At 37.2% G+C, this 13063-nt stretch carries 11 protein-coding genes; 9 read left to right on the top strand and 2 right to left on the bottom strand.

Going from position 1 to position 13063, the window contains the following annotated elements; genetic code table 11:
• The first annotated feature begins 103 nt into the window (after positions 1-103).
• Entirely contained in the window at positions 104-1456 is a 1353-nt protein-coding gene (gene yegD / locus ACLPIE_RS06495) for a molecular chaperone (protein ID WP_430260707.1), read from the top strand.
• A 376-nt stretch (positions 1457-1832) separates the two neighbouring features.
• Here yegD and ACLPIE_RS06490 read toward each other — a convergent pair whose 3' ends face one another.
• Both ACLPIE_RS06490 and ACLPIE_RS06485 read right to left on the bottom strand, forming a co-directional pair.
• Positions 1833-2312 (bottom strand): DUF4822 domain-containing protein, encoded by a 480-nt coding sequence (locus tag ACLPIE_RS06490; protein WP_430260706.1) that lies wholly within the window; start codon positions 2310-2312, stop codon positions 1833-1835.
• A gap of 172 nt (positions 2313-2484) precedes the next feature.
• On the bottom strand, positions 2485-3345 hold the full coding sequence (locus tag ACLPIE_RS06485; protein WP_430260705.1) for a LysR family transcriptional regulator: 861 nt from the start codon (positions 3343-3345) through the stop codon (positions 2485-2487).
• A gap of 109 nt (positions 3346-3454) precedes the next feature.
• Here ACLPIE_RS06485 and ACLPIE_RS06480 point away from each other — a divergent pair, with 109 nt between their 5' ends.
• From ACLPIE_RS06480 to treB, 8 genes are all read left to right on the top strand, one after another.
• A complete protein-coding gene (locus ACLPIE_RS06480) occupies positions 3455-3913 on the top strand; it encodes a multidrug/biocide efflux PACE transporter (protein WP_430260704.1) in 459 nt (152 codons plus the stop codon).
• A gap of 392 nt (positions 3914-4305) precedes the next feature.
• Complete coding sequence (locus ACLPIE_RS06475) at positions 4306-4773, top strand: hypothetical protein (RefSeq protein WP_430260703.1); 468 nt, start codon at positions 4306-4308, stop codon at positions 4771-4773.
• 612 nt (positions 4774-5385) lie between these two features.
• Positions 5386-7812: a DMSO/selenate family reductase complex A subunit gene (locus ACLPIE_RS06470; protein WP_430260702.1), complete on the top strand. Its 2427-nt coding sequence runs from the start codon at positions 5386-5388 to the stop codon at positions 7810-7812.
• A 10-nt stretch (positions 7813-7822) separates the two neighbouring features.
• The gene (locus ACLPIE_RS06465) at positions 7823-8440 is read left to right on the top strand and encodes a DMSO/selenate family reductase complex B subunit (protein WP_430260701.1); all 618 of its coding nucleotides are present in this window, start codon (positions 7823-7825) and stop codon (positions 8438-8440) included.
• A gap of 1 nt (position 8441) precedes the next feature.
• On the top strand, positions 8442-9299 hold the full coding sequence (locus ACLPIE_RS06460; RefSeq protein ID WP_430260700.1) for a DmsC/YnfH family molybdoenzyme membrane anchor subunit: 858 nt from the start codon (positions 8442-8444) through the stop codon (positions 9297-9299).
• Between the two features lie 122 nt (positions 9300-9421).
• On the top strand, positions 9422-10039 hold the full coding sequence (gene dmsD, locus ACLPIE_RS06455) for a Tat proofreading chaperone DmsD (protein ID WP_430260699.1): 618 nt from the start codon (positions 9422-9424) through the stop codon (positions 10037-10039).
• A gap of 505 nt (positions 10040-10544) precedes the next feature.
• The gene (gene treR / locus ACLPIE_RS06450; protein WP_430260698.1) at positions 10545-11513 is read left to right on the top strand and encodes a trehalose operon repressor TreR; all 969 of its coding nucleotides are present in this window, start codon (positions 10545-10547) and stop codon (positions 11511-11513) included.
• Between the two features lie 117 nt (positions 11514-11630).
• Positions 11631-13058 carry a PTS trehalose transporter subunit IIBC gene (gene treB, locus ACLPIE_RS06445; protein ID WP_430260697.1) on the top strand — a complete coding sequence of 476 codons (1428 nt, stop codon included), beginning with the start codon at positions 11631-11633 and terminating at the stop codon, positions 13056-13058.
• Positions 13059-13063 lie beyond the last annotated feature (5 nt).

The raw sequence follows: 13063 nt of genomic DNA, 5'->3' as shown, positions 1-13063 counted from the left end.
CATAACTTCATACTCTCAATAAAAATAACTATTCTGATAGCAATTCATTGTGGCTTGATATAAAGTCACAGCCTTTTTTCAAGGTACTGTTTTAGGAGGTAAAATGTTTATTGGTTTTGATTACGGTACATCCAACTGTGCAGTAGCTATTATGAGGGATGGGATACCGACGCTATTACCATTAGAAGGGAACAGTCATTATATTCCCTCCACGTTATGCGCTCCTACAAGAGAATCAGTATCAGAGCACTTATTTCGCTATTGTAAGATTTCACCATCAGATGATATTGGTCAACAATTATTAAAAAGATCTATCGCATTTAATCATGATGAAGGTATTGATTTAATGCCTGAAGATATTGTTTTTGGCCAGGCAGCTTTAGATTTATATCTCAGCGACCCAAGAGATGTTTATTACGTTAAATCACCTAAGTCATTTTTAGGTGCATCAGGCTTACACGAAACACAAATCAGCTTTTTTGAAGATCTTGTATGTGCCATGATGAAAAATATCAAAGATACTGCGGAACAGTCTTTACAAGATACCATCAGTGATACAGTAATTGGCCGTCCTATAAACTTTCATGGTCGAGGGGGCGAATTAGCAAATCAGCAAGCAGAGTCCATTTTATACCGAGCAGCAAAGCGTGCTGGTTTTAACAATATCATTTTCCAATTTGAGCCTGTTGCTGCTGGCCTTGAATATGAATCAACTTTAAATAGTGACCAGATAATCCTAGTTGTCGATATTGGAGGAGGAACAACAGATTGTTCTCTCATTCAAATGGGTCCGACCTACCGTAGCACGCAAGATAGAACGCCATCTTTATTAGCTCATAGTGGGCAACGAGTTGGTGGAAACGACCTGGATATTTACATTGCATTGAAACAACTAATGCAACTTTTTGGAATGGAAAGCCAATCTATTTCTGGTATAAAAATGCCTTTTTTACAATTTTGGAATCCTATTGCCATAAATAATGTTGAGGCTCAAAAAGAATTTTACTCAAGGCAAAATCTTTCTGCATTGACGCGTTTAAAACAAGAAGCCAAAGAACCTGAAAAGTTAGCTCGTTTACTCGAAGTTTATCATGAAACGCTAGGTTATAGTCTTGTACGTAAAGCAGAAGAAGCTAAAATTGCCTTATCTGACGACGTAAATTATCTCGCCCAAGTGAACCTGCTAAATGAAACTCTGGAAGTGAATATTCAACGAGATCATTTAATTGAATCAATCGAATCGCCAAAACGTAAAATGATTCAACTCGTAAGAGAAGCGGTTAACCAAGGTGGGGTACAACCTGATGCCATCTACATAACAGGAGGTAGTGCTCGTTCACCAATACTGCACCAAGCAATTGCCCAAGAATTACCAAATATTCCGATAGTGCGCGGAGATGACTTCGGCTCTGTCACAGCAGGGTTAACTCGCTGGGCTGAAGCGTGTTTCAAATAAAGTACACCATTTTCTAAGTCCAGCATCCAATAAAAGGTCATGTTTATCATTGCCTTTTATTGTATTTACATCTAAAAGATGTTGGTCGTAATCTAAAAATAAACAACCCTTTATTTATGTCCTAACGATATGATTTATATTCCGAGAATATTTGATTTAACATTAACACTATTACGCCTTTATAGAGTAATGAAAATAGATTCATATCCTATATTAATCGTAGACGAATAAGAATGTTCTTCCTTGGCCACTCCATATATACCTTCCTGAGTGATTTTTTAAAATCCTGTCGGTAGTAAACCACTAAGTGTTTATTTCTAAATGGAGTTCTTTGACTATTTAAAATAAATGCCGCACAAGGCGGCATTGAAGAAAACTATTTTTTAACTTTATGAACGATATCGAAGAACTTATCTTTATTATCTTGCTCCGGATAAATACGATAAGTATATTCTTCAGGCGTTACGGTGACATTTTCAACGACACGCGTAAATAACACTTCACCTTTATCATTTTTTGCAGTTAACGAACGGCTCTTACCATTCTCATCAAATGACCAATCACCTTTCATTTTAGGTTTGCCATCAAATGTGGTCATGTTAAAAGTGCCATCAGGATAATATTCTGCTAATCCAAAAAAGTTAGCGACTTGTTTATCATCCGCATTAACTACTTTTTTATCTTGATCTAATGCTTCTGTCGTTGTCCAAACTTTACCTACCATAATTTCTTCATAGGCATTTAGTTTATGTTCTGCATTTTGTGTTTGGCTTGCAGCTGAAGATGTAGCAGCTTGAATACCAAATGACATAGTAGATGCAACAGCAAATAATGTAGGTATCAATAATTTTTTCATTTTATTCCTCTTTATAAATTATAACAGCAAATCAATTTACTTTAAGGTAGATTAACCAGATGAGACTTATTATCAAAATGTTATTACGTTTATTTACACGAAAACATTTCGTTACAACTTAAATTTATAGTTTAATTAGCCGCTAAATGCAAATAAATACAAATAAACATACTCAACTCTTAGAACTGAGCAATTTATTAATTAGCCAATATCCCGCTTTACCTGGTGGATTATTCTTAGACCAAACTAAATCAACATCAATTTTACGGGGCCATAAATCATAATTAAGGCTAACTAATAAATCATGCCCGAATTGTTTTACTAACCAAGTTGGCAATATCGCCCACCCTGTACCTTGTTCTGCCATTTCTAACAATAATAAATAGTTAGGGGCTAACCAATTTTTTTCACTATTAATTATCGTTTGGCTACTGCTATTTAATCGTAACTGGCGCGTCATCGTTAAATGTTGATATGTCACCTTAATTTCTTTTGCCAGAGGATGGCTTTTTAAAACATATAATCCTAATTCCCCTTGGACAGGTAAACGAGAAAATGAAATATCCGCAGGATACTCCGTACGAGACTCCATCATTCCCACATGAGCTTGTTGGTTTTGGATCATGTCAATGACAGCATTATTTTCCGCAATTAAAAATTCAAACTCAATATGCGGAAACTGCCGATCTAATGTTTTCAGGATATGCTCTGCATGAGGAGGCTGGTAAATATCAGAAAAAGCACAACTTAACCTCGGTTCAATATCTGGTGATAATTCGACACGTAAAGCTTGTAAGCGCTCATCCGCTGATAAAATATCCTCAACTAAACTTAATACTTTTCGTCCTGCAAAGGTTAATGTTGACTCACGCCCTTGCCTATCGAACAGAGCAAATCCCATATCATCTTCAAAGCCACTGATGGTAGCACTAACTGTCGATTGGCTTTTATTTAGTTTTCGAGCTGCTGCCGAGAAAGACTTTAGCGATGCAGCTTCCACAAAGGTACGCAATGTTTCTATAGAATAACTCATAAGGTATCGGTTTTTTCGATGGCAGTCATTTTGTATATATATAAAAAAAAGCAAATAATTGCACTCGTTTTTTATCAATATATTAATTTATCATGTAGTTGAGGTAGTTATGAGCAGGTATACAAAAACATTAACTGAACGAATTTTTCATGCAGTTTCATTTGAAGTCATCGCGATAGCAATAACTGCACCGATCAGTGCGTGGCTTTTAGGACGCTCAATCTTTCAAATGGGTACTGTTGCTATTGTATTATCAACGTTGGCTATGCTATTGAACTTATTCTATAACCTGCTGTTTGACCGCTATTGGCCCCTGTCTAAAGGTCCCCGACCGGCTAAAGTTCGAGTCGCTCATGCGGTTGGATTCGAATTAAGTTTCGTAATCTTAGGCGTACCTATGCTTGCATTTTTATTAAAAATGTCTCTATGGGATGCATTTATCTTAGAAGTCGGCTTTTTTACCTTCTTCTTATTCTATACCTATGCATTCAACCTACTATATGACATTTTGCGCGATCGCTGGTTTGCGAACCAAGAAAAACAAATTAGTGCGACAAAAGCACAATAAATTATTCACAACACCGCACGTATCACAAGTGCGGTGTTGCTCAGAAAAATAATTTACGGCTTCAACTATAACGACTGACTTGACAATTTCGGCCAACAATAGCGACCTCATTTTCCATTCACTTCCATTTTAGTTACCCTTTTTTAATCACGAATGCGTTTTATGCATTTATCGTTTGCACAGATATCAATTTTACCCTGCAACACATTAGCCTATATTGTCGCTATTCCAATAAGTGCTCGTCATATTTCAGATTGCAGGAAGGTACTGATGCAATGTGGCTTCTCCACATTGCTATTAAACCAACTCGGTTCCTATTATTGAGCTCCTACCTGCAAATTGAATTGTTTTGAGTATTGATAGCCTACTTAAAAGTATTCAAAGGTATTTAAATGAACAAACTAATGATTTCCGCTGCACTTTTGCTGATCTGCAGTATAAGCGCGCAGGCTGATATCACAGCCCATCAAAATGCAATTATTTCATTGAGCTTTACTGAAAATAATACTTCTCACGCTAATGAAGCCGCTATTGCAGCACATGCTAAAGCCGCTAATTTAGAAAAAAGTGAAATTAAAGATATTGCTAAATCTTTTTCACAAATGACACCTCATGAAAAAGCAGTAGCCGCATTAAACTTTACAGAAAATAATACGTCACATGGGACTCAGTTAGCAATAAAATCCCATATTAATGCAGGCCAATTACCTACGAGTAAAGTTAATGGGATGGCTAAACACTTTTCTGCAATGGATAACCATGAAAAAGCTGCAGTGGCATTAAGTTTTACTGAAAATAACCAATCTCCAGCAATAATTTATGCTATTGAACAACATTTAAAACAGAGTCAAACAAAGTAACTAAGAAGGTTATCACGATTTATCACACAGTTAACCTCTCCAAGGCTTGGTATTTACTAAGCCTTTTTTTAGCAATCATCCTAAATTCATTTTTATTATCAGCAGCCCTTCAAATGATGATATTAAATTTAATTAGTGCTAAATGAAAATAATAATTATTTATAATAATAAATAACGTTCCATAAACCATTAACAATAATATGTTTTACAGGTGATAATATCATATATCATTAAAACAAAGTTAATATACAATGAAAACAGTTAATTTTTCAGAATAATAAATATCAAAGTAGAAAAACTTAATTAAATTCCAATCAAATTCTAAAAAAAATCTCTTTACTCACTTTAAAAAGCCAAATATAGAGAAATATTTTCCAAATGAAACATAAAATTAACATGATATATTTTCAAAATATAAACGGGTTAATTTTAAAATCAATAAAATCAATATCTTTATATAAATTCAATTCTTAAGGATAACTATTTATTATAAAAAAGTTATCAATTCAATAATTATATATTCATTGATGTGACGCAAAAAATGATGATAAACCAAGAGTAATATGGCCAGTGAAACCCATATATTTAATATGGTTATAAAGGGTCATTTCAATGAACACAAAAAATAAATTATTAAATAGCCCAATTTCAAGGCGTCATGTTCTGAAATCAGGTGCTGCTGGAGGACTCATTACCGCTGTAGGTGGTTTGTCTCTCCCTTTTAATGCAAAAGCAATCGATGACATGTCAAATTCAACAACACCGGAAGATAAAGTTGTCTGGAGTTCATGCACTGTCAACTGTGGTAGTCGCTGTTTATTGCGCCTCCATGTCCGAGATGACGAAGTTTATTGGGTAGAATCTGATAATACTGGCAAAGACGAATATGGGAAGCATCAAGTTAGAGCATGCTTACGTGGTCGCTCAATTCGACGTCGAATGAATCACCCTGATAGATTGAAATACCCAATGAAAAGGGTTGGTAAACGTGGTGAAGGCAAGTTTGTTCGCATTTCATGGGAAGAAGCTCTCGACACCGTCAGTGATAGTCTACGCAATACGTTAAAGAATTATGGTAACGAATCTGTTCATGTTCTCTACGGTACAGGGGTCGATGGCGGTAATATTACTAACTCCAATGTGCCATACCGTTTGATGAATTCATGCGGTGGATTCTTAAGTCGCTATGGGAGTTATAGTACAGCACAGATCCAAGCAGGTATGGAATATCTTTATGGCTCACAAGAGGCTAATAGTCCCGATGATATTGCCAATACAAAACTTGTTGTGATGTTTGGTAATAATCCAGCAGAAACACGTATGAGTGGGGGCGGCGTTACCTATTATGTTGAGCAGGCTCGCGAACGTTCAAACGCACGTATGATAGTTATTGACCCTCGTTATAATGATACCGCAGCAGGCCGCGAGGATGAATGGTTACCAATCCGTCCAGGAACAGACGGTGCACTCGCTGCGGCATTAGCCTATATTATTATTACCGAAGATATGGTCGACCACGCATTCGTTAATAAATATTGTGTTGGCTACGACGAAAAAACACTACCAAGTTCGGCGCCTCGTAACGGTCATTATAAAGCATATATCCTCGGTGACGGTGCAGATGGTATTGCTAAAACACCACAATGGGCGTCGAAAATTACAGGTATCCCCACCGATAAAATAATCAAGCTGGCTCGTGAAATAGGTCAAGCCAAACCCGCCTATATCGTACAAGGATGGGGACCTCAACGTCATTCAAATGGCGAGCAAACTGCCCGTGCAATCGCAATGCTGGCAATTATTACTGGCAATGTCGGGATCAGCGGAGGAAATTCAGGCTGCCGAGAAGGCACTTATGATTCAGGCGTAGAGTGGTTTCCAATGCTCAATAATCCTGTAAAAACACAAATCTCTGTTTTTACTTGGACAGATGCCATTGAACGCGGAGCAGAAATGACCGCCATCCATGATGGCATTAAAGGCAAAGATAAGCTAGATGTCCCTATTAAGTTTCTCTGGTGCTACGCGAGTAATACTCTCATTAACCAACACAGTGAAATTGCTCGCACGCATGAAATCCTCCAAGATGACACCAAATGTGAAATGATTGTCGGCATCGACCACTTTATGACCGCATCTGCCAAGTACTGCGATATTTTACTGCCTGATTTAATGCCTACGGAACAAGAAGACCTTATTCCAAGTGAATCTGCTGGTAATATGTCCTATATGATACTTGGTCAACCTGCCACCAGTGCTAAATTTGAACGCCGCCCCATTTATGAAATCCTGTCAGAAATAGCAAAACGTTTAGGGCCAGATATTGAACAAAGATTCACCGAAGGCCGCACTCAACATGAATGGATTAAATATTTATGTGAGAAAAGCCGTGAACGCTTCCCTGACATGCCGACTTATGAAGAAATGAAAACCATCGGTATTTTTAAACATAAATGCCCTGATGAACATGTCATTGGCTTCAAAGCATTCCGTGATGATCCACAGCATAATCCTCTAAATACACCATCAGGAAAAATCGAAGTTTATTCTGAAAGGCTAGCTGAAATCGCCCAAAACTGGCAATTAGCCCCTGATGATGTGATTGACCCCTTGCCTATTTATGCCGAGGGTTTTGAAAGCTATCACGATAAATTACGCGAAAAGTATCCATTACAAATGACTGGGTTTCACTATAAGGCTCGAACTCATTCAAGTTACGGCAATATTGATATTTTAAAACAAGCCTGCCGCCAAGAAATTTGGATAAACCCAATTGATGCGAAAGCGCGGGGGATTGAGCAAGGTGATTTAGTGAAGGTGTTTAATGACCGCGGAGAAGTGCATATTCCAGCGAAAGTTACCCCGCGGATCATACCGGGTGTAACCGCGATGGGACAAGGGGCTTGGCTTGATGCCGATATGTTTGGGAAAAAAATAGACCAAGGTGGATGCATTAATGTCCTGACAACTCAGCGGCCTTCTCCACTTGCAAAAGGTAACCCACAACATACTAATTTAGTGGAAATAGTCAAACTGTAAGGAGCCCGACATGTCACAACAATATGGTTTTTATATTGATATACAACGTTGTACGGGCTGTAAAACTTGCGAACTTGCCTGTAAAGACTTTAAAAATTTATCGACTGACGTGCATTTTCGCCGGATCTATGAATATGCAGGTGGTGATTGGGCTGAACAAAATGGTGCATGGCACCAAAATGTTTTCTCATATTATCTTTCTATTTCATGTAATCACTGTGAAGACCCTGCTTGCGTAAAGGTTTGCCCGAGCGGCGCTATGCATAAACGCGAGGACGGGTTCGTCATTGTTAATGAAACTGTTTGTATCGGTTGTCGATACTGCCATATGGCGTGTCCATATAGTGCCCCGCAATTTGATGCGGCTAAAGGACACATGACGAAATGTGATGGGTGTTATGAACGCGTCGCTGAAGGTAAAAAGCCAATTTGTGTTGAATCTTGCCCATTGCGTGCGCTCGATTTCGGCCCTATCGATGAATTACGCGCTAAACACGGTTCAATCAATGAAATAGCCCCCTTACCCGCTGCGCATTATACCAAGCCCAATATCGTCTTAAACCTCAATGCAAATTGCCGCCCTGTTGGTGACACCACAGGTTATTTAGCTAACCCGGAGGAAGTTTAAAATGGGAGCAGGTTTACATGAATATCCTTTAATACTCTTTACCGTTATAGGCCAAAGCGTCGCTGGTGCATTTATCTTAATGGCGCTGGTTCTATTGGTTAAACCCTCCCCTGAATACCACCATAAAATTGTGATGAGTATGTTCGGTTTATGGGTATTGATGGGAATTGGCTTTTTGTTGTCAATGCTACATATGGGCTCACCATTACGTGCCTTTAACTCAATGCTACGCTTTGGGCATTCCGCGCTCAGTAACGAAATTGTTGCAGGTGCAACCTTTTTTGCTTTAGGCGGCCTCTACTGGCTATTCTCTTTTTTAAAAAAAATGCCCAAAGGACTCAGTATAATTTGGCTAATAGTCACAATTATATCAGCCGCGCTATTTGTTTACGCAATATCGCGGGTTTATCAAATTGATACTGTACCAACTTGGTTTAACTCCTACGGTAGTTTGCAATTTATCCTAACAAGTTTAATTACAGGCCCCATTCTGGCTATTTTTTTATTACGCATCGCAAATTATGATGTTAATAGTATCCGTTTTTTCGCTTTAATCAGTATTGTCGCCGTTATTGCTAGTAGCATCCTAGTAACTGCTCAGGGATTTGAATTAGGTTCTATTCAAAGCTCTGTTCAAAAAGCATCACAACTTGTTCCTGATTATGCCGCTTTAATGGGGTGGCGTACGGTCTGTTTATCACTCGGTTTAGCTTTTTGGATTTACCCATATTGCAAAATGAAAAAACCTTCAATTACAGGATTGCTAGTTGCTGTTCTACTGGTCATCTTTGGGGAATTTATTGGTAGAGGTATTTTTTACGGATTGCATATGACGGTTGGTATGGCGATAGCAGGTTAATCGTTATTCAATACTATTTATTCGCGATGATAAGGAGAGACTCTCTTCTTATCATCGACAAAGATAAAATGTTTCGTTACGATCGTATTAAAAATCGTATTTAATATACCCAGTGGATAAGTATGGAACAAAAATTATTGGCAGATTTTTCACTTTGCACACAAGCTTTAGGTGCATTATTTTACTATGACCCCGCCGATCCTCGTATTAGTAATCTCATTCACTTATTCAGCTCCAGCGAATGGTTAGTGGAGTGGCCATTTACTCATGATTATGATTGTCTACAAATTGACAAACGCTTTCAAGAAGGCCTAAATAATTCTGAATTATTACAAGATGCCTATCAACGCTTATTTATCGGCCCTTATGCACTGCCAGCACCACCTTGGGGCTCTGTTTATCTCGATAAAGAAAATGTTCTTTTTGGTATTTCTACTCTTGAATTGCGGGCATGGCTACGTAATAACCAAATCAATATTGAATTAAATCAAAATGAGCCTGAAGACCATGTCGGCTTGTTATTCTTACTGACTGCGTGGATTATTGAAAATAAACCCGAGTTGCTACGTGAGTTTTTAGAAATTCATTTTTTACCGTGGGTCTATCGTTATTTAGAAAAAATGCAATTACAAAGTGGTCATGAGTTTTATGAAGCGGCATCATTATTAGCCACTGAAACTTTAAAACACATCCAACAAGCCGCACAACTAACCCCTGTGAGTAAAGAAATTTGTCTTTAGCCTTTTTGATTAAGTACTAGAGAGAAAGGGACTACTCATGATCAAATCAGGCGGTTACTAACCACGGCCTAAAAGCAGTGCACCTATAACTTGGCTTTTAGATGATAATTTAGCCAAATAGGTGCTATCATGGGTGGGTGAGGATAAAACTGCCTGAATGTAATGGGAGCATAAATATCCCATAACATTAATGCGTCTCTCTATTGATTGACATACCTAACCATCAAGACATACGATTTCGAAAGTATCAAAATCGATAAAAGCCACGAAATAAATTAAACGCTTACTCTTCAATAAATCTTAGTTTAAAAGAGCGATGATCGGTGGGTAAATAGCAATTTATGCAAGAAAAGAGGCATATTTTATCCTACGACAATGAGGCACACCTGAAGATTATTTTCTAATATCACAATAAGGAGAAAAATGCGCTAAACTACACGGGTAAGTAAAAATAAATATTTTAATTTAGTCGTTTTTCTCATTTAACAAGCTAAGATAAAACATCATGACAGCATCTAATAAAAAGAACTTAACAATCAATGATATTGCTATGTTATGTAATGTTAGCAAGTCAACAGTTTCTCGTGTCTTAAATAAAGATCCTATGGTAAATGAAGAGACACGGCAAAAAGTCACAAAAGTAATTGAAAATTATCAATTTACTCCTTCAAAGTCAGCACGAGCAATGCGTGGTCATTCAAACCGTTCCTTTGGTATCATAATGACTCGACTTGATTCCTACTCAGAAAATCAAGCGGTTAGCTCAATGCTACCTATTTTCTATCAAAATGGCATTGACCCAATTATTTTAGAGAGCCAATTTAAAGTGGAAAAAGTAGAAGAACATTTAGCAATGCTATCAAAACAAAAATTAGACGGCGTTGTTCTTTTTTCTTTTTCAGGCATTGACGCTAATATGTTAGCCAATTGGCGACAAAAAATGATAGTGATAGCACGTCCATTAGAAGGCTTTGTGTCTGTCTGCCATGACGATGAAAAAGCAGTTAAAAATTTGATGACGTATTTTCATCAGCAAAAAAAATATCAAAAAATCAGTTATGTTGGTATACATACGAGTGATGAAACGACAGGGCTTCGTCGCTATCAATCTTATCTAGAGTATTGTCAGCAGCATCACCTCGCCCCTCAAGCGCAATTGGGGGAAATGAGTTATCAAAGTGGTTATTTATTAGCAAAAGGGGCAGTAGAAAGCGAGCCAGATGCTATTTTATGTGCCACAGACTCTCTTGCATTTGGCGTGCAAAAGTTTTTATATGAACACAATATCATGAATATTGAAGTCGCATGCATAGGCCGTAATGACCTCCTTTCTTTTTTATTTCCACAGACAAAAATCTATCGTTTAGGTTTCCGTGAAACGGGAAAAGAAGTCGCTAATTTGTTGATCAAAATGATGAAATCGGAAATAAAACCACAAAAAATCATTATTTCTAGCGATGAACTCAATATATAATTTTTAATCATCATTGATTATATATTGTGACTTACTTCAATTTATGGGAACGTTCCCGTTGATGAAGATAAATAAGAGGATATATTAAAAAAACAAATCCACTATGAGATAAAAAATATGCCTGAACTCAAAAATGAAAAGGTCATTGATGAGCTAATAACTCTGCTTGGAGGTAATAGCAATATTGTTAGCCTTTCTCATTGCTTAACAAGATTACGATTTGTTCTTAATAACCCTAGCATTGCTGATATAGACAAAATTAAAGAAATTCCCTTTGTTAAAGGGTGTTTTAATAATGCCGGGCAATTCCAAGTTATTATTGGAATGGATGTTGATGCTTATTATAAAATAATAACAAAAAAACTCGCATTAGAACCCAAAAGTAAAGATGAAGTTAAATCTGAAGCTAAAAGAAACATGGGGTTTTGGCAACGATTAATTGCAAATTTAGCTGAGATATTCGTCCCATTATTACCTATATTAATTAGTGGTGGCTTACTCTTAGGGCTGCGTAACATTATTGGTGAAATGCCAATATCCGATAATAAAACTTTAACCGATTTCTATCCTTGGTTAAAACCAATCTATGATTTCTTATGGCTGCCTTGTGAAGCCATATTCCATTTCTTACCTGTCAGTATATGTTGGTCTTGTACTAAAAAAATGGGAGGAACACCATCCCTTGGATTAGTTCTTGGGATAACATTAGTTTCGCCACAATTAATGAATGCGTATAACTTAGGAACTCAAATTCCAGATGTTTGGGACTTTGGATTATTCACTGTTGCTAAAGTTGGTTATCAAGCGCAAGTTATTCCATCTATATTAGCAGGGTTATTCCTTGGCTGGATTGAAACAAAATTACGTCGTTATATTCCTGATTATTTAAAATTAGTTATTGTACCTATCGTTGCACTCGTTTTTTCGGTTGCAGTTGCACATATTATTTTAGGGCCTTTAGGAAGATCGATAGGTAATGGAATTGCTGAGGTTATTAAACTATTGATGCTAGGTGATTTCGCACCAATAGGTTCCGCTATTTTTGGTTTCTTTTACTCACCGATGGTCATTACAGGCTTACATCATACAACTTTAGCTATTGATTTACAGATGACACAAAGCTATGGCGGAACACCTATTTGGCCAATTATTGCATTATCGAATATTGCACAAGCATCCGCGGTTGTCGGTATTATTATTGTCTCACGTAAACACAGTAAAAATGAAAAAGAAATCACCGTACCTGCTGCTATATCTGCATATTTAGGGGTAACTGAACCTGCCATGTATGGGGTTAATTTAAAATATGGTTTTCCTATGTTATGCGCAATGATAGGTTCCGCGCTTGCTGGATTGATTTGTGGCTTAAATCATGTTCTATCTAATGGAATTGGTGTTGGCGGGCTACCTGGCATTCTGTCAATACAACCTACCTATTGGATAGTCTATTTATTTGCAATGCTTGTTTCTATTGTGGTTCCTATTGGGTTAACGATTGCAGCTTATCGCTATAAAGAAAGAAAAGGCACATTACAAGTTAATTAATCTAC

The sequence above is a fragment of the Providencia sp. Me31A genome, assembly GCF_050487165.1.
In the GTDB taxonomy this organism is placed as follows: domain Bacteria; phylum Pseudomonadota; class Gammaproteobacteria; order Enterobacterales; family Enterobacteriaceae; genus Providencia.
The sequence above is the reverse complement of the archived record's forward strand: the minus strand, read 5'-3'. Positions and strand labels throughout refer to the sequence as shown.

Bases quoted from the DNA above. Each gene is read 5' to 3' on its own strand.
- yegD (WP_430260707.1), top strand. From the start codon at position 104: ATGTTTATTGGTTTTGATTACGGTACATCCAACTGTGCAGTAGCTATT.
- ACLPIE_RS06490 (WP_430260706.1), bottom strand. From the start codon at position 2,312: ATGAAAAAATTATTGATACCTACATTATTTGCTGTTGCATCTACTATG.
- ACLPIE_RS06485 (WP_430260705.1), bottom strand. From the start codon at position 3,345: ATGAGTTATTCTATAGAAACATTGCGTACCTTTGTGGAAGCTGCATCG.
- ACLPIE_RS06480 (WP_430260704.1), top strand. From the start codon at position 3,455: ATGAGCAGGTATACAAAAACATTAACTGAACGAATTTTTCATGCAGTT.
- ACLPIE_RS06475 (WP_430260703.1), top strand. From the start codon at position 4,306: ATGAACAAACTAATGATTTCCGCTGCACTTTTGCTGATCTGCAGTATA.
- ACLPIE_RS06470 (WP_430260702.1), top strand. From the start codon at position 5,386: ATGAACACAAAAAATAAATTATTAAATAGCCCAATTTCAAGGCGTCAT.
- ACLPIE_RS06465 (WP_430260701.1), top strand. From the start codon at position 7,823: ATGTCACAACAATATGGTTTTTATATTGATATACAACGTTGTACGGGC.
- ACLPIE_RS06460 (WP_430260700.1), top strand. From the start codon at position 8,442: ATGGGAGCAGGTTTACATGAATATCCTTTAATACTCTTTACCGTTATA.
- dmsD (WP_430260699.1), top strand. From the start codon at position 9,422: ATGGAACAAAAATTATTGGCAGATTTTTCACTTTGCACACAAGCTTTA.
- treR (WP_430260698.1), top strand. From the start codon at position 10,545: ATGACAGCATCTAATAAAAAGAACTTAACAATCAATGATATTGCTATG.
- treB (WP_430260697.1), top strand. From the start codon at position 11,631: ATGCCTGAACTCAAAAATGAAAAGGTCATTGATGAGCTAATAACTCTG.